This is a genomic window from Lysinibacillus sp. NPDC093692 (genome assembly GCF_050280125.1).
In the GTDB taxonomy this organism is placed as follows: Bacteria; Bacillota; Bacilli; order Bacillales_A; family Planococcaceae; genus Lysinibacillus.
Genome location: NZ_JBNNUW010000002.1, coordinates 187,437 through 208,351, shown reverse-complemented (window position 1 = coordinate 208,351; position 20,915 = coordinate 187,437). Strand labels below are relative to the sequence as shown.

20 protein-coding genes are annotated in these 20,915 nt (G+C 36.9%); 4 read left to right on the top strand and 16 right to left on the bottom strand.

Annotation, left to right across the window (positions count from 1 at the left end; all coding sequences use genetic code 11):
* Positions 1–15 precede the first annotated feature (15 nt).
* The 4 genes from ACQKN4_RS03775 to ACQKN4_RS03760 all read right to left on the bottom strand — a co-directional run bounded on the left by ACQKN4_RS03775 (position 16) and on the right by ACQKN4_RS03760 (position 4,294).
* Complete coding sequence (locus ACQKN4_RS03775) at positions 16–1,059, bottom strand: phosphotransferase family protein (RefSeq protein WP_079561342.1); 1,044 nt, start codon at positions 1,057–1,059, stop codon at positions 16–18.
* Between the two features lie 12 nt (positions 1,060–1,071).
* A complete protein-coding gene (locus ACQKN4_RS03770; protein WP_079561341.1) occupies positions 1,072–1,848 on the bottom strand; it encodes an SDR family oxidoreductase in 777 nt (258 codons plus the stop codon).
* A complete protein-coding gene (locus tag ACQKN4_RS03765; RefSeq protein WP_079561340.1) occupies positions 1,845–3,080 on the bottom strand; it encodes an acyl-CoA dehydrogenase family protein in 1,236 nt (411 codons plus the stop codon). Before ACQKN4_RS03765 ends, ACQKN4_RS03770 begins: the two co-directional genes overlap by 4 nt.
* A gap of 326 nt (positions 3,081–3,406) precedes the next feature.
* Positions 3,407–4,294, bottom strand: coding sequence for a LysR family transcriptional regulator (locus ACQKN4_RS03760; RefSeq protein WP_079561339.1), 888 nt, complete (start codon positions 4,292–4,294; stop codon positions 3,407–3,409).
* 140 nt (positions 4,295–4,434) lie between these two features.
* On the opposite strand from ACQKN4_RS03760, the gene hutG reads away from it, so the two are divergent.
* Together hutG and gltS are read left to right on the top strand one after the other, a co-directional pair.
* Positions 4,435–5,397 carry a formimidoylglutamase gene (gene hutG / locus ACQKN4_RS03755; protein ID WP_427482370.1) on the top strand — a complete coding sequence of 321 codons (963 nt, stop codon included), beginning with the start codon at positions 4,435–4,437 and terminating at the stop codon, positions 5,395–5,397.
* Positions 5,397–6,581 carry a sodium/glutamate symporter gene (gene gltS, locus ACQKN4_RS03750; RefSeq protein ID WP_079561337.1) on the top strand — a complete coding sequence of 395 codons (1,185 nt, stop codon included), beginning with the start codon at positions 5,397–5,399 and terminating at the stop codon, positions 6,579–6,581. Before hutG ends, gltS begins: the two co-directional genes overlap by 1 nt.
* A gap of 63 nt (positions 6,582–6,644) precedes the next feature.
* Here the strand turns inward: gltS and ACQKN4_RS03745 are convergent, their stop codons facing one another.
* From ACQKN4_RS03745 to ACQKN4_RS03715, 7 genes are all read right to left on the bottom strand, one after another.
* Complete coding sequence (locus ACQKN4_RS03745; protein WP_079561336.1) at positions 6,645–7,910, bottom strand: polysaccharide deacetylase family protein; 1,266 nt, start codon at positions 7,908–7,910, stop codon at positions 6,645–6,647.
* A gap of 430 nt (positions 7,911–8,340) precedes the next feature.
* Positions 8,341–9,177: a D-alanyl-D-alanine carboxypeptidase family protein gene (locus tag ACQKN4_RS03740; RefSeq protein WP_079561335.1), complete on the bottom strand. Its 837-nt coding sequence runs from the start codon at positions 9,175–9,177 to the stop codon at positions 8,341–8,343.
* A 194-nt stretch (positions 9,178–9,371) separates the two neighbouring features.
* Positions 9,372–10,040, bottom strand: coding sequence for a histidine phosphatase family protein (locus tag ACQKN4_RS03735; protein ID WP_240518264.1), 669 nt, complete (start codon positions 10,038–10,040; stop codon positions 9,372–9,374).
* Entirely contained in the window at positions 10,037–12,295 is a 2,259-nt protein-coding gene (locus ACQKN4_RS03730) for a chlorophyllase/cutinase-like alpha/beta fold protein (RefSeq protein ID WP_240518263.1), read from the bottom strand. The genes ACQKN4_RS03735 and ACQKN4_RS03730 overlap by 4 nt, the downstream gene beginning before the upstream one ends.
* Positions 12,296–12,522: 227 nt before the next feature.
* Positions 12,523–12,942, bottom strand: a complete 420-nt coding sequence (locus ACQKN4_RS03725) for a DUF3995 domain-containing protein (RefSeq protein WP_079561334.1) — start codon at positions 12,940–12,942, stop codon at positions 12,523–12,525.
* A gap of 178 nt (positions 12,943–13,120) precedes the next feature.
* A complete protein-coding gene (locus ACQKN4_RS03720; RefSeq protein ID WP_079561333.1) occupies positions 13,121–13,654 on the bottom strand; it encodes a TetR/AcrR family transcriptional regulator in 534 nt (177 codons plus the stop codon).
* A gap of 301 nt (positions 13,655–13,955) precedes the next feature.
* A complete protein-coding gene (locus ACQKN4_RS03715; protein WP_079561332.1) occupies positions 13,956–15,644 on the bottom strand; it encodes an AAA family ATPase in 1,689 nt (562 codons plus the stop codon).
* A 93-nt stretch (positions 15,645–15,737) separates the two neighbouring features.
* On the opposite strand from ACQKN4_RS03715, the gene ACQKN4_RS03710 reads away from it, so the two are divergent.
* Entirely contained in the window at positions 15,738–16,166 is a 429-nt protein-coding gene (locus ACQKN4_RS03710; RefSeq protein WP_079561331.1) for a DUF5301 domain-containing protein, read from the top strand.
* An 86-nt stretch (positions 16,167–16,252) separates the two neighbouring features.
* Here the strand turns inward: ACQKN4_RS03710 and ACQKN4_RS03705 are convergent, their stop codons facing one another.
* The 4 genes from ACQKN4_RS03705 to ACQKN4_RS03690 all read right to left on the bottom strand — a co-directional run bounded on the left by ACQKN4_RS03705 (position 16,253) and on the right by ACQKN4_RS03690 (position 18,727).
* Positions 16,253–17,227 (bottom strand): helix-turn-helix transcriptional regulator, encoded by a 975-nt coding sequence (locus ACQKN4_RS03705; RefSeq protein ID WP_240518262.1) that lies wholly within the window; start codon positions 17,225–17,227, stop codon positions 16,253–16,255.
* Positions 17,228–17,472: 245 nt separating this feature from the next.
* A complete protein-coding gene (locus ACQKN4_RS03700) occupies positions 17,473–17,790 on the bottom strand; it encodes a YbjQ family protein (protein ID WP_079561330.1) in 318 nt (105 codons plus the stop codon).
* A gap of 12 nt (positions 17,791–17,802) precedes the next feature.
* The gene (locus ACQKN4_RS03695; RefSeq protein ID WP_079561329.1) at positions 17,803–18,282 is read right to left on the bottom strand and encodes a nucleoside 2-deoxyribosyltransferase; all 480 of its coding nucleotides are present in this window, start codon (positions 18,280–18,282) and stop codon (positions 17,803–17,805) included.
* 10 nt (positions 18,283–18,292) lie between these two features.
* Positions 18,293–18,727, bottom strand: a complete 435-nt coding sequence (locus ACQKN4_RS03690; RefSeq protein WP_079561328.1) for a GNAT family N-acetyltransferase — start codon at positions 18,725–18,727, stop codon at positions 18,293–18,295.
* A 286-nt stretch (positions 18,728–19,013) separates the two neighbouring features.
* Between ACQKN4_RS03690 and ACQKN4_RS03685 the strand changes: the two genes are divergently transcribed.
* On the top strand, positions 19,014–20,165 hold the full coding sequence (locus tag ACQKN4_RS03685) for an immunity 26/phosphotriesterase HocA family protein (protein WP_427482365.1): 1,152 nt from the start codon (positions 19,014–19,016) through the stop codon (positions 20,163–20,165).
* Positions 20,166–20,411: 246 nt separating this feature from the next.
* On the opposite strand, the gene ACQKN4_RS03680 is transcribed toward ACQKN4_RS03685, so the two are convergent.
* Entirely contained in the window at positions 20,412–20,876 is a 465-nt protein-coding gene (locus ACQKN4_RS03680) for a DUF4259 domain-containing protein (protein WP_427482363.1), read from the bottom strand.
* Between the last annotated feature and the right edge of the window lie 39 nt (positions 20,877–20,915).

Below are 20,915 nucleotides of genomic sequence, written 5' to 3'. Positions count from 1 at the left end.
CGTTATTTTTTATAGTTATAGTGCTTTGGAAGCCTGATGAATTAGAGCAGCTACCATTTTATCCATTTGTGCAAAACGATCGTCTTTTGTTTGACCGTTGACGTATCGATAATAGATTTGCTGACAAATTACAGCTAATTTAAAGTAGGCAAATGTAATATAATAATCGATGGCCGAAACATCACGTCCGCTTTTCTCAGCATAGCGGTTTATGAATTCCTTACGCGTATAAAACCCTGTTAAAGTCGTTATTGGTGGTTCTCCAAATGCGTATAGCAGCATTTTTGGATCATCTGCATGCATCCAATAGCTCATAGCTACCCCTAAATCTGCTAATGGGTCCCCTACAGTTGTCATCTCCAAATCAAAAAGACCCATCATTTCAGAATAATCGCTGGAAAACATAGCGTTATTAAGCTTGTAATCATAATGAATAATAGTTGCTTCACCATTAGAAGGTACATGGTCCTCTAACCACTTAGTCAACGCTGCTACTTCAGCATGTTCTGCCGTTTTCGCTTTGTCATAGCGCTCAATCCACCCATGTACTTGTCGTTCCATAAATCCTTCTGGCTTCACCATATCTTTTAATTGCGTTTCCTTATATGGTATTGCATGAAGAGCTACAAGTGAATCAACCATCTTTTCCGAAACGAGACGTCCTAATTCCTCCGTATTATCAGTGCCAGATGGAAAATGAGTATCTAGTACGATACCCTTTTTGCGTTCCATTAGAAAGAAATCACTGCCGATTATATCTCGGTCGTCCACGTACACATACGGTTTAGGTACTGCAGATAAAAATGGATGTAATGCCGATATAATCGTAAACTCACGTTTCATATCATGCGCTTTTTTGGCGACTGGTCCATGTGGAGGCCGTCGCAGAACCACTTCAAATTCGCCTACTTTTAGGCAATAAGTCAAATTTGAATGTCCTGCACTAAACTGTGAAATTTCTAGTTTCCCCTCTGGTAATTCCGGAAATTGACTCTTTAAAAATGAGTGTAATTTCACTTCATCTATACGTTCACTTGCCCTTACTTGTATCGTATCCATTATACCCCTCCCTTAAATGATTGAGCTCATACCGCCATCCACAACTATGACATCCCCCGTAATATAATCTGAGGCAGCCGCGGCTAAAAATAATGCAACGCCTTTTAGGTCATTTTCAGTTCCTAATCGTTTTAAAGGCGTCACGCCCATTAAATAATCTTGTCCGCGCTCAATTAAAACCTTTGACATTTTTGTTGGGAAAAATCCTGGGGCAATCGCATTCACATTAACGCCATATGGTCCCCATTTTACGGCTAAATCTTTTGTTAGCGTAATGACCGCGCCTTTACTTGCGTTATAACCAATTGTATCCATGAATTCAGGTAGTGTACCGCCAAGCCCTGCAACCGAAGCGATATTGATGATTTTTCCACTCTTTTGTTCTAGCATTATTTTGCCAACAGCTTGGCTCATTAAAAATGTACCATTGACGTTAACATCGAAGACTTTTTGCCAAGCTTTATATGGCATTTCAACGGCAGGAGTACCCCAAGACGCCCCACTGTTATTAACTAAAATATCAATTTGGCCGAATGTTTCAAGCGTTTTTGTCACTACATTCGCTATATCTTCTGGCTTTGTTACATCACAGTCAAGCGCTAATGTTTGTACACCTAAATCAGCTAATTCTGCCGCAACCTCTTCGCATGCCTCAACCTTTCTTGAGCAAAGTACAACGTTGGCACCTGCTTCTGCAAAGCCTTGTGCGATTTGAGCTCCAAGACCACGACCTCCGCCAGTTACGATGGCCGTTTTCCCTTTTAAGCTAAATAAATCTAGTACCGTCATTTCACCAGCTCCTCTTGTTTTTTGGCATGCTTCTTAAGCTCCAGCTTAGCAACTGTGTTACGATGCACTTCATCCGGTCCATCTGCTAATCGTAATGTACGAGAATTTGCCCATTGTGCAGCAAGCGTCGTATCAGGTCCTACTCCAGCAGCACCGAATGCTTGAATCGCTCGGTCAATCACTCTTAATGCCATATTTGGCGCCACTACTTTAATCATAGCAATTTCTGCTTTCGCTTCTTTATTCCCTACTGTGTCCATCATATACGCCGCCTTTAACGTTAAGAGCCTTGCCTGCTCAATATCAATACGGGACTCCGCAATACGCTCGCGCATCACACCTTGGTCTGCGAGCGCTCGATGGAAAGCGTGTCGCTCACTTACACGCACACACATTTCTTCTAATGCACGTTCAGCGGCTCCAATCAGGCGCATACAGTGATGGATACGACCTGGCCCTAAACGACCTTGCGCAATCGCAAAGCCTTTGCCTTCTCCCCACAATATATTTTCAACAGGTACTCGAACATTCGTAAACGTCACCTCACCGTGTCCTTCAGGTGCGTGATCATAGCCAAATGCAGTAAGCATACGCTCAATTTTCACTCCAGGAGTATCCATCGGCACTAAGATCATCGACTGTTGCTCATGAATAGGTGCTGTAGTATCTTTATGTTTCCCCATAAAAATGGCGATTTTACAGCGTGGATCCCCAGCTCCTGTTGTCCACCACTTATGTCCATTTAAAATATAATAATCGCCATCACGTTCAATGCTTGCCTCGATATTTGTTGCATCACTAGAGGCAACTGCTGGCTCAGTCATTGCAAAGCAGGAACGTATTTCTCCACGTAATAGCGGCTCTAGCCATTGCTTTTTCTGCTGTTCTGAGCCGTAACGCACAAGTACCTCCATATTTCCCGTATCTGGTGCATTACAATTAAACACTTCTGGCGCAAGTAAAGAGCGTCCCATTATTTCACATAATGGTGCATATTCTAAATTCGTCAAACCTGCTCCATATTCGCTATCTGGCAAAAATAAATTCCATAAGCCCGCTTCTTTTGCCTTTTGCTTTAACTCCTCCATAATTGGTGGAATCGCTCCCCAACGATCCTCCATTGCCTCTACTTGTGCAGCATACACTGCCTCGTTCGGATAAATGTATTGCTCCATAAAATTTGTCAGCTTCTCTTGCAGTTCTACTACTTTTTTGCTATAAGAAAAGTTCATAAAAAAGCCCCCTTTGTTTGAACTCAAAATGACAAATGAATGAATATTCATTTTTATTCTTACATTAAATGTTACCGCTATATTTATTGTAAATCAATGTCTATTAATCAAAAATTTGAATTATAGAGAAAATTCATACTTAAGACAATATTTCAAGCGAATAAGTCATCACATTACGATAATAAAACACAAGCCAAAAACTATTTTATCATAATATGTATATTCAAATCGTAATAGCTTCTTTTAATATCAGTACGTGAAGATAAAAAAGAGTAACTTCTCATTCAAAGAAGTTACTCTTCTTAATTACATTAGTCTTTCACATTTTAAAGCGTTTTGCCTACTGCCATAATATCTGTAAGCAATTGACGAATAGCTAAAGGTAGATGGCGATTTTTTAAATACACTACATACACATTTCGTCGCAAATTAGGACAATCAATTTCTTTTTGTACAATCGTGTTAGCGGTAGGACCTTTTAAATAATTTTCAGGTAGAATGGTAATCCCTAAATTTTCACGAACAAGAGACACAGCTGTCTCAAAACGTTCAATCTCAAATTGTATATTAATGTTTTTGTCAGCCCTTGCGAATGCATCCAAAATGTCTTGTCTCGTTTGAAAGCCCTCTGTACTAATAATAAATGGCTCCTCACTTAAATCGGCGATCGTCAACCTTTCCTTCTCTGCTAATGGGTGATTTAATGGTAAAACGGCTACAAGTCGCTCTTCATATAAGCATTTAACTTCGAGATCCTCATCATCCATGATTTGATTTGTAATAATTAAATGTGTTTTATAGCTTTTAAGCGATTTTTCAACACGCTTACTCCCTAAAATATCTACTAGATGAATCATCATTTCTGGGTACTCTTTTTTATACTCTGTAATAACTTTTGGGAGCCAATGCTTAATCGATTCCATTATGCCAATCGTTATTTCGCTCGTACCACGTACAATGACCTCATCCATTTCAATTTTTAAAACTTCCATGTTTTTCAATATAACTTTTGCTCGTTCATATAAAAGCTCACCTGCCTCTGTTAATTGAAGATTTCTCGTATTCCTTTCAAGCAACGGTGAACCAATTTCTTGCTCTAATTTTTTAATAGCATTACTTAGAGAAGGCTGAGAAATATGCAGTTTTTCAGCAGCCTTCGAGAAATTCATTTGCCCCGCAACTGCTATAAAATATTGCAATTGTTTAATATCCACAACAACATCCCTTCCCATTTATAGTTTAAAGCTATAGATTAATAATAATTATATATTAGATATTATAATTATGCGAATATATAATTTATTCATAACAATATTTTCACTACAATAATATTGGAAACGGAGTTGATACTGATATGTATACAATGACAGATCAAAAACAATGGAAAGGTCGTATAGATTCAACTACTAATACGAGTAGTTTTCGTTTACATCAAAAAGTAAAAAGAATTCCTATTAATGATGTCAATGCTTCAGATAATCACCATGCCGGAATTGTTGGCTTTATTTGTGAGGAAGGTGTACGTCGTAATCAAGGACGTATAGGCGCAGCAAGTGCACCTAATGCTCTGCGTGAGGCATTATCTAGCCTACCTTGGACATTTGATGATGAACAGCAAATTATAGATGTCGGTAACGTTATTTGTCTAAATCATGCATTAGAAGAAGCACAGCGTGAGCTCGGTGAAATTGTCAAAACATTGCTAAACAAAAAATTACAATGTGTCGTGCTTGGCGGAGGACACGAAACACTATACGGACATTACTTAGGCGTTCGCTCAGCTTTACCTAAAGATGCAGAAATAGGGATCGTCAATATCGACGCTCATTTCGATTTACGACCATATGATGAACAGCCATCGTCCGGCACAATGTTCCGTCAGATTTTAGAGCAGGATCCACATGCCGATTACTTTGTTCTAGGCATACAACGTTACGGTAATACAAAAGAGCTATTTGATAAAGCCAATGAGTTGAATGTAAATTATGTGTTAGAAGATAACCTGACGCCAGAAAATATGGCGCAAACCTTAAATGATCTTCAGCAATTTATGGATAGTCATGATTATATTCTTTTAACGTTATGTATGGATGTGCTAAACGCTGCATTTGCACCAGGAGTTAGTGCTCCATCACCGTTTGGACTAGATCCAAAAACTGTTCGCACAATACTTCAAACAGTAACTTCGCACCCAAATACACATTCTTTTGATATTTGTGAGGTAAACCCTTCACTGGATGAGAACGGACACACAATTAAATTAGGTGCTTATTTTGTTTATGAAGCACTAAATCACTTACTTAGGAGACATGGTTAATGATCGAATTCAATCAAATTACAACAGTATTTCTAGCAGTTGCCCTATTCGCATTGGGCAGCTGGCTTATCAATAAAATCGGGTTTTTAAAAAGGTTTTGTATACCGGCGCCAGTTGTTGGTGGCTTACTGTTCGCCGCATTAGCAACTATTCTAAAGACAACTGACGTCATAGAAATTTCGCTTGATACGTCGTTACAAAGCTTATTTATGATTACTTTCTTCACAACAATTGGTTTAGGGGCAAGCTTTAAACTTGTGAAGCTTGGTGGAAAATTATTAGTTATTTATTGGTTAGCTTGTGGTTTCTTAGCTTTAATGCAAAATGTTATTGGTGTGTCACTTGCATCACTAATGGGGATTCATCCATTAATCGGGATGATGGCTGGCGCTGTTTCTATGGAAGGCGGTCATGGTGCCGCTGCAGCATTTGGACAAACATTAGAAGACTTAGGTATTTCTTCAGCCATGACAATCGGTGCGGCAGCAGCTACATGTGGTTTAGTTGCTGGTGGCTTAATCGGTGGTCCTATTGTAAAGTACTTAGTTGGTAAATACAATTTAACGCCAGATGAACAAGAAACTGAAGAAGTTGATTTTGAAAATAAAAATGAACAAATTACATCTGATTCATTCTTTACACAAGTATTATTCATCACGTTCTGTATGGCAGTAGGTACATATGTTGGAACATTATTCTCAGAAGCTACTGGCTTCGTACTACCTGGCTATGTTGGTGCAATGTTTGTAGCTGTATTAGTGCGCAATATTATGGATAAAATAAACCCTGAAGCGATTAACATGAAAAGCATTTCTTTAATTGGCGATGTAACATTAGGGATCTTCCTTTCTATGGCACTAATGAGTATTAAATTATGGGAAATCGCTGATTTAGCACTTCCATTATTCATTATTGTTTTCGCGCAAGTATTCTTCATTGTCGTATTTAGTATCTTTGTATTATTTAAGATTCTTGGTAAAAACTACGATGCTGCAGTTATGGTTGCCGGTTTTGCAGGACACGGCTTAGGGGCAACGCCAAATGCGATGGCTAATATGTCAGCAGTTGTCCAACGCTTCGGTCCATCGAAAAAAGCATTTCTTGTCGTACCAATTGTAGGAGCGTTTTTAATCGACGTATTCGGTATTCCAATTATTATCACGACTATTAATCTATTTAAATAATCAATAAGGCCGTGCAATTGTCTTTATTAGACAGTTGCACGGCCTTATTTTATTGCCTATAGTTTATTGTAATATTTCACTAACAGTTACAAATTCATAGCCTTGCTTTTGCAAGTAAAGAATTACACTTTCCAAACCATTTGCTGTCGTTTGATGAATATCATGCATTAAAACAATGCTGCCATCTTTCACTGATGCTTTCACAGACGCTAATATTTTATCAGCATTGTGATGCTTCCAATCTAATGTATCGATTGACCATAGAATAGAAGGCATTGTAATGACAGAACGAACTTTATCATTCACTGCGCCATATGGTGGACGGAAAACCGTTGGATATTGACCGATGGATGCATAAATAGCATTGCTAGTTCGATCAACCTCTTGTTTAACATTTGCTGGCGATAAGCCTGTTAACTTTGGATGGTTCCATGTATGATTGCCTAATTCATGACCAGCCTCATAAACGTTCTTTACGATTGCTGAGTTTTTAGAGGCGTTTGGCCCAACCATAAAAAATGTTGCTTTTGCATTATATTTCTTTAAAGTCGCTAAAATTTGTGGGGTAACTTTTGCATCTGGCCCATCATCGAATGTTAAAGCCACACGCTTCTTTTCCCCTTTCGCTACTGGTACACCTTTATTATATATTTTATTACCAGGTATTTGGATATTCGCCAGCTCAGAAGCTTTCACATAGCCCTTTTGTTCACCAGCTTCTACATAGGCCCAGCCAACTAGCGTTGTGTACTGTTGAACGACTGTTTTATTAGCAATCGTGCCAAGAATCTCGCCATTTGGGCTAGCAGTTAAACGAAGCATAGCACCATTAGCAGCATTTACTCGTTTTGTTGTCGCAACTGGTTTCTTTAAAGAATTTGTTGCAACATAGCCTGTTTGATGACCATATTGAACAAATGACCAACCTCCAGGTGCTGATCCATATACAAAGATAATACTGTTTTCATTAAGCAGTCCCGTTTTTTGTGCATTTGGACTTGGATATGTAAATAAAGATGTTCCGCCTTTTTGCGTCACTAAATAAATTTCAGGTGTCGTGCTTACTAATGCTGCCGTCTCAACATATCCCTCTAGCTGTTGCACTTTAATTTGAGTCCATTTCTTACTTACAGGTGTAGCTGTTACATAACTACCTTTCGTTATTTGACCAATTTCGGTACTTTCTACGGAAGGATCTTCATAAATTGCTGTGTCTTTAGCTACTGATTGAATAACAGATGTACCCCCAGCATTTGCAGCTTCATTATCTACAAACACAAAACTAATTAAAAATGTCAAAATAATTGCAAAGGGTAAAATTTTTTTCATTGTTCTACACCGCCCTTTTCATCACAGATGTCTTTTCTCATGTGCTTTTTCTATTAAAGTATAGAATTCGACTCTAATTATAGATTAATAGATTGTGCCAGGAAATAGTAGGAATCAACTACTTTTTGTGAATAAAAATGGAACACGCCATAACGTAGGATTGATTTCTGTTTCGGCTGGGCTTTTTCCTAGAGTCGCCCAACCTCCACTCTAATCAAGTAATAAATACGGCATATTGTTGAATTGTTTGCTTATTCTTTTCTAAAAAACTTTCAATGATTACAATACACCTCCCCTTATAAATCAAACTGATCGAATGTATTCCCGAAAAAAGGCTCCCAAGACGCCTTTTTTCAAGTGTTTATGCGTGCTCCCTATAAAAGAAGACGGTTGAAACAATTAAAAAGTTGTTATTTTTTCATATTTTTCCCTACAGCGAATCGTACGCTGTCAGAGCATCTTCAATATGGAATGGTGGTGTCCAGGCCTGCCCATCTGCATTCGTCGTCACGAATATATATCGTTTTCCATCTTTTTCGATTATTGACGCTAAGCAAAGACCCGCTTCAGGTGTATATCCCGTTTTCCCTCCCAATATCGCACCTTCTCCGCCTGGTATTTTCGTCAAAAGTGAGCTTGTTATCGTTAATTCATTAGGCACATGAGTACTATAGCTTTTTGAAGTCAAAATTTGATAAAAGATAGGATTTTCAATAGCATAACGAAACAGCTTGCTAATATCTCGTACACTGGAGACATGAGCAGGATCATGTAATCCGCTGGCATTCACAAAGTGAGTATCATTCAGCCCTAATTCATGTGCTTTATTATTCATTAATGTCACAAATGATTCTTCACTTCCTGCAATCGCATCCGCAAGTGTTCCTGTAGCATCCGCCCCAGAAGCAAGCAATGTACCATATAATAAATCCTCTATCGTCACAAAATCTCCTGCCTTAAAGCCAGCCATGGACGCATTTTGAGCAGTAAATTTAGAAATTGTTTGTGGTTCAACGATTGTTTGCTTCTGCAGATCAGTAGTCATTTCAATGGCAACAATCGCTGTCATAATTTTCGTTAATGATGCAGGATAGATAATGGCATCTGCACTTTTTTCGAATAATATATCTCCTTTTTCATTCAGCAACAACGCATTTTTACTATGCAACGAAGGTAGCTCAATTTCGGTTTGTTCCGTTAAGTTATTTGTATAATAAAAAAAGAATGCAACCGCACATATAAAACAAAACACGACAAATTTCTTCATAAAAAAACGCCCCCCACTCATTATAATAGGAGGCTTTTATGAATATTCCTGTAGGAAATTTATGAAGAAATTCTTAAGGTTCTTTAATTAATTTCGTCTTGGCGTAATTGCGTCAGGAGACTTTACCGTCATTCATCTTCACCTTCAAAGGTAGGAGTCTTCTGTACCTGTCGCTACACTTTCGTGAAAAAACATTATAAATGAAGATAAACATCATCAAAATCCGAACATATTCTTGTGATTGTTTTATTCGTTAATTTAAAAAATATATTTTGAGACACTTCTAGCTTCAGTGCATCTTCCTTTTTTAAATCAGCATAAATCCCTCGTAAAATACGACCTGTTAGACCATGTGAAATAGCAATCACATTTGGTACATGTTGCATGCCTTTTAACCAAGCACTTAGTCTGCACACTACCGAGTCATACGCTTCTCCATTAGGCGCATTAAAATACCAGTTATACACATCTGTATTTTGAAAAAGATTTGGCCAAGAACTTTCAATTTCTTTCGTCGTTAACCCAGCCCATTGTCCCACAGCAACCTCAGTTAATCGTTCATCTTTTTCAACATTTTTCACATCATATCCTATTGTTTCACAAATGATTTCAGTACTTTGCATGGCTCTTCCTAATGGACTCGACACAATTTTCCATTCATTAGGATTTCCAATTAAACTTTTCAGTATTTGTGCGTTTTGTTGTACTTGTTGTACACCCACTTCTGTTAATGGAGAATCGAGCTCTCCTTGGTATCGTCCTTGTGTATTAATTCCGTTTCCCCATGACGAAGTAAGTAAATCGTTTGGTTCTTCAATATTGTCCCCCCATACTTTCTCCCTAGTTATTACTAATATTTTCATATATTTTCATTTCTAATCCCAATATTATTCATTAGTATTGTCCCTTGTTCGGTTAAATTAAATTGGAAATGGATCTTATTTAGCTTCAATGGATCAAACTGTGGATTTACTTCTTTAAAATCGTTCAATGAAAATCCATAATATTGAAACACTGGTTCCGTCGTATTACCTACATTGGAAAAAGGTTTTTTCAGTAACTTTCCTTTTATGGCAGGTGTCAATTTGGCTATATAGCTAAGAGGCAGGCTCGCCCGTTTACCATTGCTGTCTTCTACAGTGACTGTAAAATCAATTAGTTCCTCCTGATTGTTCTCTCTTTCTTCTTCTCTATTATCTGCAAGTGAAAATACGATAGAACTGTTCGGCCCTATCTCTAATCCATTCTCAGGAAGGCTTAATGTATAAAAAGCTGAAGAAAATTTGTCTTTTGAATCCCAACCTAAACGAACGGCACTATAATCTGCTCCGTCATTTTTCATTTTGACTTTTTCCTCTTTCCATTCCTTCAAGTTCTTGCCGAACAGTTTGCCGCCTGGGACAGTGGTCGTGTTTAGATCAATATCTTCATTGAACGTAGCAATTAAAGAAGTTTGCGAATCGTAGTAATTATTGATATACAGCGTGTCAGGAAGCCATTCTTTAGCATAACCTAAATCTTTAAAAATCTCCTTGTATCGTTTCTTTTCTTTCAACGTACTATCTAAAAAAGCAGAAATCAATACTTTCGTGACGGTTTCTTGCTGTTCGCGAGGCATAATTTGTTTTAGGTTAAAGAGTTGGTTAGCCGTGCCGGCTACATCGCCTCGTCCCCACCCTTCATTAAATTGCCCATGATTGGCTCCATAAATATAGACCGACGCATTCATATTATCATCTTTATTCGTATAAGAAATCCGATATTGCTGATTAGAGCTATCAAAGCTATTTACGTCCATATCATGCGCCCCTTGTAGTGCCAAATAGTTTACGTTTTTTAACGGAAGTGGTTTCCCTGCAGGCATATATTGACCGTCTACCCCAGCAATAGAAATAAGCGAGCGGATTGAGAAATTATAATCAAATTGAATATTTCCGTTACTAGGTGGGTGTTGCATTTCGTTAAAAGCAGCTGCAATCGCGATAGCTTCTCCGCCTCTGGAATGCCCAATCAGTGCAATGTGTTCCATATCCACTTTTTTATAAAATGGATTACTTTCAGTATTGTTCCATTCTTCCCACACCTTTAAATGCTCTAGCAATATTAATCCTCTCGCTGGATTCTCATTCTTTAGCGGACTGACCAAAAACATATCATCATAGGGAGATACATTAAGAAAGTTTTCATCTACGGATACAACTATATAGCCCCTACTCGCAAGAAGGTTACCTAAATATTCGTAACCTGTATCAGAATAGTCAGTCATCACATGGTTTCCATGAACAATCATTACTAACGGAAAGTCTCCTTTTCCTTCTGGATACCACACATGACCATTTAACGGCATTTCATCAGGTCCAAAACCAAGTGTTTTCGTGCGAACGGAAGACCACTTTTCTATAAAATCGGAAGCGTCTATTGTTTTAGTTGCCAAAGAATTTTTTTGGTTAAAGACTTCCCGATAAGTATTCGGATTGCCGTATGTGAGCTTTCTAATTGGATAGTTGCCCGGTTTCGCTGGATTTTTAAGCAAAGTATTGTCATACCGTTTCGATGTTTTCAGCTGCTTTAATACAACTACTGGGGTGTTCGCATCCCCGGGATGAATCAACCAATAACTCCATGCTCCAATCCCAATAGTCAATATAAATAAACATGTGAGGACGCTAACTTTTTGATATTTTTTTGCATTTTTATAGCTACCCTTTAACCATTTGTATAATAATGCACCCCACAAAGAAACAACAACCGCTACTAATAGAATAAATAGGATAGTTACTTCCAAAGAAGAAGAGAAAAAGCAGAACAACAGAAATATTAGCGAACTAAAGAGTATCCATATAAATCGACTAGGAATTTTTTTCACTCCATTAAATAGAAGAGTGATAAAACCACTTATTAGCACTACGGATAAAATAAATATGAGCATTCCAATAGTGAAATCTAAAAAACTACGCTGATCTAATAAAAACTTACCTTGAATCAAAATCATTAGAAATGCCATCGTACTTAAAGCGGTAGCGGCACCTTTCCAACCTAATGACAATGGCTCAATACGCTTTTGATTTGTGTATAGCTTTCTAACAAAATATTTGAGTTTCCTTTTTATTACGTCCAATTTTTTAATCCTCCTACCTACAATTTATTCCATAAATATTCTATTGCAGGTTAAAGGATGACTCTTTCACATTTAGGAATCTCAAATTGAACACTTTGAAAATTTATCGAAACAAAATCGCTCTTTATCGAAACTATTTGAGCTTTTATCGAAACAAAACCTCATTTTACCGAAACTTTTTGGGCTTTTATCGAAAAACAAGCTCTCTGCCATATAAAACTTATATTTTAAAACAACAGAATAATATAGACTATTCCAAAGAATAAACATAATGGACTGTAAAACCAAGTATCGTATCTAGCAAACTGAGAGTGTTTTATTTTTTTAAAAAATCCAACATACTTAAAATCACCAAGTGCCCTAATAATGAAAACGAAAGTACAAACAATACTTCCGAGTTTAGATAAAACATTTGATTGGAACCGCTGCAAATAACCTCCTTGAACAACAATAATGACACTAGCCAGTATAATTAGAATAGCTACGAATAATGTTCCCCATTTTTTAGGAGTAAAAGCAGGCTTTTGCTCACCCTCTTTTACAGGGATAGCAGCGGTAGAACCCCAACGACCTCCAAAAGCCCAATAAATATGCAACAAACTAATAAACCACAGAAGACCTATAGCTACTATTAAAAGTAATTTCATTTTTTCGCCTCCAATGTTTCAATTCAAAACATACACAAGCGTATGTTTATAGTAAAAATTTTGTCCCTTCAGGTTTCATAATCCTATTAGGGACATTTATTATCGAATAATCAGTTATGCCTCGGCATGATGTTTTTTGCCCACAGGACGGGGCGTTTTTAGACTGAATCCCTCTATTTCATCGGTTGTTTGGATACCCGCTGAAAGAAGTTAAAAGCTCAACCATTTTTTCAATTTCAAAATTAGGATTTTCTTCAAACCTTGTCATCCATCCTACATACGTCAAATAAGCAAGCCTCGCTCGATTCATTGATTCAGTTTCTTTTAAGCCTATTTTTTGATACAATTTCGCAACACACGAAATTCTTTGTTCTTCAATATTCACTAAGCGTTCTGCAACAACAGGATCATATTTTGCCCAAGTATAAATGCCAATCTCCATCTTTTTATCTCGATTAAAACTAATTTGTAACAGCTGTTCTAATGAGGCATCCGGGTGCTCCATACTTTGAACAATAAGCTTTGTTGCATGTACTTCCCAATAGTCAAGCATAGAATCCAACAGCTCTTGATGGTCACGAAAATAGTGATAAAAGCTCCCTTTACTTATTTTTAGCAATCGAGCAAGTGCTTCGATGCGAACTTTATGTATTCCTTCATCAGCTAATTGTTGTAACCCTGCTTTTATCCAATCTTCCCTCGTTAATTGCATGTTATCTCTCCAATAAGATACGGTTGCGTATGTTTTTTTAGTTAGATTACTATTACTTTCATTTTTTGTCAATTATTCATTCTTTTTATGTACTTTAATATTATTGTTGATCGTAATATTTATATTCATCACCCTTGGTAAAATACAAGCGCATATTAATATAAAAGCAAAAAGTTTTTTCATCTTACTCTCCTTTTTTCAAATTTATACTTAGCTGAGGCCAAATTTTATTAATCTTTGGCCTCAATGACATCTTTTCATCATGCTTCTGTATAATTGCGTCCGGAATCCGCTGAAAGAGTTAAAATGTATTATCAAATAAATTTTCTGCTATACCAAGCAAAATATCTTTCTCTGTAAATTCCATTAATGCTTCTCTTGTAATGTCTTTCTGTTGAATAAGACGGTTTGACTGAATAGTCACGAGCTTTTCAAATAAGTTTCGTATATAACGACCGTTCGAAAAGTTTGGAATGAATTCGACTGGAATTTGATGCAATTGCTCCTTCATATGGTGTGCAAATACGTCCTCATACTGGTAATCATTATTTTTACATAGCATGGCAAAAATATCATAAAGCTCATCTGTGCTAAAATTATCAAACTGCACAAAATGATTGAAACGCGATTTAAACCCAGGATTAGCAAGCAAAAATTCTTCCATGAGCTCTGTATAACCAGCAACGATAATAACTAAATCATCGCGTAAATCCTCCATCGCCTTTAAAAGGCTATCTATCGCTTCTTTCCCAAATGCGTCCTGTCTATCATTGATTAGTGAATAGGCTTCATCTATAAAGAGTACGCCACCCTTTGCTTTATTCACAACTTCCTGTACCTTCAAAGCTGTCTGACCAACATACCCTGCTACTAAGCCTGCACGATCCGTTTCCACAAAATGACCGCTAGAGAGTACACCAAGATGCTTATATATTTGGCCTATAATACGCGCCACTGTTGTTTTTCCTGTACCTGGATTTCCGGAGAACACTAGATGATAGGTGATTGGGAAGCTTGTTAAACCATGGTCGACACGTAAGCTTTGAATTTTTATGAAATTGATTAAATTATGTAACTCCTTCTTGGCATTAGGAAGTCCTACAAGTCCATCAAGCTGCTTCTGTAATTTTTCAATCTCTCGTTCTATTTCTGGTGTTATTCGTAAACGTTCATCGTTAATGAATTCACCACTATAAATATTTTTTCCTTCTTTATTAAAATAATCTCCTCGGCCATGCTTTGCTCCATTTACAAGTTCCCCAATATAAGAAGCCTGCCCATTAGCATAATAAAGAATACCCTGTCCTGTCATCGCATCCTCTTTAAATTGCCCCTCCGATTCAAGTACACCTTGTCTGGAATAGTTCTTACCTTTTCCATGCTTCATATTCTCAAAGAAATAGCCATCGTACAGAAGGGATGTTATGCCCTTTGCAAGCTCCTCAGCACTTGGCGATTCTGGTCCATAATACAGCTTTCCTGCCCCTTGCATATGATTCCATATGAAATCACCTTCATATTGTAAAAAACCACTTGGATAATATTGCTTTCCCTTGCCTTTCTTCATGCCATGAACAAAATCACCCTCATATTGTGGCTGATTTAAATGTGGATTCTGTTCACGAAGGTCTTTAAATGGGGCAATACCATCTTCCTCATAATATAAAACCCCGTAACCTTCCATCAAATCATTACGAAAATGCCCCTCGTAATATACGTGACCGCCCTTATATAAAATACCATTACCTTGCTTTTTATTTTGAATAAATTCGCCCTGGTATATTATTTGGCCTTTTAAATACATGATGCCGTTACCTTGCTTCATATGATTGACGAATTCTCCCTCGAATAAAAGCTCGCCTTTTTGGTCAAATAGCGTACCCTTCCCATCATAAATGTCATGACCAAAGTCATTTTTCTTCACACCGCCACGATACATTAATGTACCATCTGGATACAATATCTCTTTTTCTTCATGATTATGCGTCATTTGGTTGCCATCCTTTATCCATTCAGTATATGCTCAATTATAGCGTGGGAAAGAATACATATGTACAAATTTTCAGAATTTAAGGAGTTTAACATGAAAAAACGATACAAAATATTATTCGGCATCCTATTACCTCTTCTCATCTTATATGCTTCAACCATATTTTTAACTCGCGATTCAACATTTGATAAGGAGGTTATTGAACTATTTGATATCGAACAAATTAATGAAATTGAATTGATCCGTTCCTCTGATAATAAAACAATCACTATTACAGATGTAGCTACAATCAATCAAATAATGCAGCAATTTGAAAATCAGCCGCTTCGAAAAGTCTATTTTTCCAATTCAGATTATGACGAGGCTTATTGGCTAACATTACGTATTAATGATAAAAGAGAAATAGGCCTTCGATTAGATGACTCAAAGCATTTATTCGTTTATTTGTATGAGGAAAACTATATGAAAGATTACAAGCTTTTAGATCATTTTAATATGGCCTTTTTTGAGGATCTTTTTTAAATATATTGACTCTTAAACGATAAAAATCCGCTTCGATTAGATTCTACGCGGATTTTTATCGTTTATTTGTGGATAGCTTTTATTTATTATATATAGCGATAGTTTTCCTGCATCGATTGAATCGTTTCAATGATCTCTTCTCTAAGCTCAATTGGCTCTAGCACTTCAATGTTTGCCCCTTGGCTCAATAGCCACATTTTAATACCATGTCCAAAAACTTCTGCTTCAAATAAATATTGCTCATCTTTTTTAGATACTATGTTTGCTGTTGGTAAGCGATCTAAAACCGCTTGCGGGGATGTTCCCTTAAAGATAAATTTCATACGCAACAGCTCGCCAGCATGCATAAACTGAATACGCTTACGGAACTCTCCTTCTTGAAAGCGTTCGGTATAGGGTATTTGAAATTTTTGTTCGAGTTCTTGTAAATGTTGTATACGGTCGACTCTATAGACAATGGGCAAATCCTTTTCGTACTTATTATCGTAAGCAATTAAATAAAAGTAGTATTCTGAGAAAATAACGGCGAGTGGTTTTAAAATCTTTTCTGTCGGAATTGCTTCGCCTTCACGTAAATAATCAATTTTAATGATTTTCTTTTTTTGAATCGCCTCTGACAGATCCCAAATTAAACGCAATAGAGACTTTTTATGATGTAAATCTACATACAAATGCTTTTCATTTAAAATAATATTGCGAATAAACTCCTGCTTATCAGCTGCAACAATCGAAATAAGCTTATCTATAATATCGCTCATTTCTGATTTTAACAGCGCTCTTGATTCGATCAGAATTTTAACAATCGCTAAAACTTGCTCCTTCGATAAATTACTTTCCCCTGTATTTGTCAACCTGTACACATTTTCTGTCCGAACATATTGTAAATGGCTATCCAATTTAGCTTTTTCCAAATACGCTCGAATTTCATTCAAATCCCGTTGTATTGTTTTTTCACCAACATTATGTGTAAATGCTTCTTGTTTTTTGTTAATTCCTTGACCATCTATTAGTCTGTCAAACATCGAAATGACACGATAGCCTTTGTTTTGTTGTGAATCCACCGTATATCCCACTCTTTCTTCATAGTTACAACTCTATTATACAAAATTAGATGGACACTATTAGTCCTTTTAACTATAAATTTTCTACAATATTGGTATAATTGATATATATTAATTAACAACAAAAACCATTAAACAGACTAAACATACTATACTTTTGTTAGAATTAACTTTATTTTTACCAATGAATTCCGAAGCAGCAAATAAAAAAGAGCTCCAACCTTGTTGATTGAAGCCCTTAGCAGTTATTCCTTTACTTTTACTGCTGTTCCGTATGCTAATACCTCTGATGTACCATCCATCACAGATGATGTGGAAAATCTTACGCCAACAATGGCATTTGCCCCTAGTCGTCTTGCTTCTTCCTCCATAGCGTGCGTGGCAATTTCTCGGGATCGAACGAGCATTTCTGCATACTCCTTCATTTCTCCTCCGACAATATTGCGAAGTCCAGCTATCATATCACGACCAACATTTCTTGATTGTACTGAATTACCTTTTACTAAACCTATCGTTTCTACAATCTCTTTTCCCGCCACAATATCTGTTGTTGATAATAGCATACAGGTCTCCTTCTATTTTTTATATTTTTGAACAGCTTGAACAGCTTCAACGATGGAAGTAGTAATTACTCCTGTGCGCTTAATCAAACCAATAACAAATAAATTACGATAAACAAACTGATTTTCAATTCCGTCCCGTACAAGTGCCTCTATTTTCATCATATTGTCCCGACCTTGTTGACGAACATCTGTAAAGACACCTACGATTGGACGATCCAGCATCGCAAATGCACCTATTTCTGCTGCTACACCTGAATCAATCTCAACACCATCTAAAACAGCTACTAATACATCGCTATTTTGCAACATTTCTAAATCTGCTTGTGCAATCGCCAAACTATCCGCATAGGCCGTTTTATCGTTTATCGCATCATTCTCCTGTGGTACATATAATTCGATACCGGGTACTGCCTCTCTAATTGCCGCAGCGAGCTGTTCGTTAACTAAACGATCTCCTAAAGAAAATAATCCATTTGCTAAGTATGCCTTCATGTTAAAACTCCTATTCCAATATTTTTTCAAACACTATTTTATGTCGATCTTTTTTATCCACAAAAGTTGAGACAATATCAAATCCGTGTTTAAGATTTGTGATGAGCATCGCCTTTCGCTCATTCCTACCATATGTACGAACTTTTTTAAAGTCCAGTGCCTGCAGATGTTCATGTTGCTGTTTCATTAATTGACTGGCAATCCCTTGACCAAGTTTCTTTTCATGGACACCACCTAACCAGCTATAAAAAACACCATCTGGATATGTGTAACCTAGTTTAAAACCTATGATATTCTCATTTTTTACTGCTAATAAACAAATGAGCCCCTCTTTACTTTCAAGTTTTTCTAATGGTAAATTGGCTCCATCAAATACATGTGCATGAATTTCCTGCAATCGCTTCAACCAATCATAGGGAACGCCTTCAATTGTAACAATCTGCATCTTTATCATCCTTATCTCAACTGTCATTAATTATAGCAGAAAAAGGTTTTACGATAATGTTGAACATTGCATTATCGTTAGTTTTCAGGACAAGATTCAAAGTTGAAGAAAACTCATGGCGACCTTTATACAAGGGTTACCTTCTTCCCCAGTGCAATCAATTTAAATAATTAATATTAACTATTTCATGGATATTTTTATATAAAATATTTTCGTAGCTAAAAGCATTCAGTATACTTGACATAATCCATTAATCAATTTTATCACATGAATGGGAGGCAAGCTCATGGCACATATCAACAGTTGGCTAACAAATACGCTCCGTCCTTCTTTTGGACTACATCAAATAGAAGAGCATTGGGATACGATTGAAATACGAAGTGGCTATTTCATCTGCATGGATGGTGATATCATTCGAAAACGTATCTCGGTTAGTGAGCAGGTTTATCAGGAATCGGATGTGGAGATATCGACACGAAATCGTGAAGTCATTCTCCCTAAAACTGCACGCGGTAAAGAGAAGAAAATGAATTACACCCATATTTCCAGTGTTAAAGCGAATGGGGTTGTTTTCTCTGCTGGCGTGGGGACAGGGAATGAGCCATCTAGTTACATCGTCGCTCGCAATGCGAAAACCCTTTTCGAATTGCCACTAACAAACATGGAAAATTTAACAACTAAAGAGGAATTGATCGAGTGGCTACAACAGTATCCATCCAATTTACCACCAGATTATAATGAGAAATTGGAAAAACTCTCAAGAAAAAAAAGCTTGCGCTATAAAGCTGTTCCAGGAGATATTTTCCGAGTTGAAATTGATTTATTCACAGATGACTATGTGCTTGTCGTCGGGGATTTACGCAAAATGCAAAAAGATGGTTTGTTTTCGGAAGAAAGCCTATGGAATAATGTAATGACGATGCCGCTTTTCATTCGACCTTATCTATTCAAAACAAGAAATCGCTTACCAAATATAGAGCATATTACATCTGCTCCATTAGCTGAACAAACATTGATTGTCATGGACGATCATTTTATGCGAGGTGGCTACGAAAAAATTGGACACAAAACGCTAACCGAAACAGATATTCTGTTGCCACTTGGTTACGGTATAACCATTGATTATGGAAAAGAAAAACGCTACCGCCTTTCCTGGGGAACAGGAACAATTAGTAAGTCAGAAAAAGAAACTTCTTTTAAAGCAGCAAGTCGTTTTTCTAATTATGGCGTATATGCAGGCATCAACGTCGAATGGTTTGATACTACCAGAGAACAAGCAATGTTACATTCACTGGAGCATCCGTTATATGCTAAAGACCGCAAGCAGGCATTTGCGGAATTTGGCTTACCAGAGGATATTACATATGATGAATTCAACCGTCAAACAGGTGGGCTTACTAGGTTAGAGTATTTGGATTACTTATCTTCGCGTAAATAAAGAAATAGGTATAGGAACATGGGCTCTCATCAAAAAGAAAAATGAACGCCACCATCTTATTGCGTTGAATGGGGATTTCATTATGACATCGTATACGAGGGAAATAAAATCATTTCTGAAGAAATAAGCTATCGCGTAGCTCTGTTCCCTTGTAGTAAAAGTAAAGAGCTTGTACTCTCTTGATAACTACCAGATTTCAAAAGAGAAAAAAGCTCTTTACATAAAGATGAAATGCCCATTCCAATATCACTTTAAAGAATGGACAATTTCTTTTTCAACTCTACTGAATAGAAAATTAGATTTCCATTCAATCCAGCATTCTGATTCACGCCATAATTCAACGATTTCCCTAATACCATCAGCATCTGGAACTTCAGCTCTAATATCAGTTAAATATCTTAATATAAACTTCAATGATTCCTCATCCGCATTTATTGAGTGTATTTTTTCAAATTTGTCTTCTGCATCATTTAATTTCCCTGTATCAAGATACATTATATAAAGCTCTGCAAGCGCCATCGCACTTATATCGAAAAGGAAATCAATATCATCGAAGCTCTCTCCGAAAAACCCCTTTCGTTTCATCGCATTGATAACCTCAGATAGCTCTAAATGATTTGATTCTAAATTACTATGGATATAGTCCTCTAAAAAATCTACTACATCCAAGCCTTCATCGCTTGCTAATGGCTTATATCCCCATGCCCCCATATTAAGACTCCTTTCATATTTTAAATATTATACTTCTTA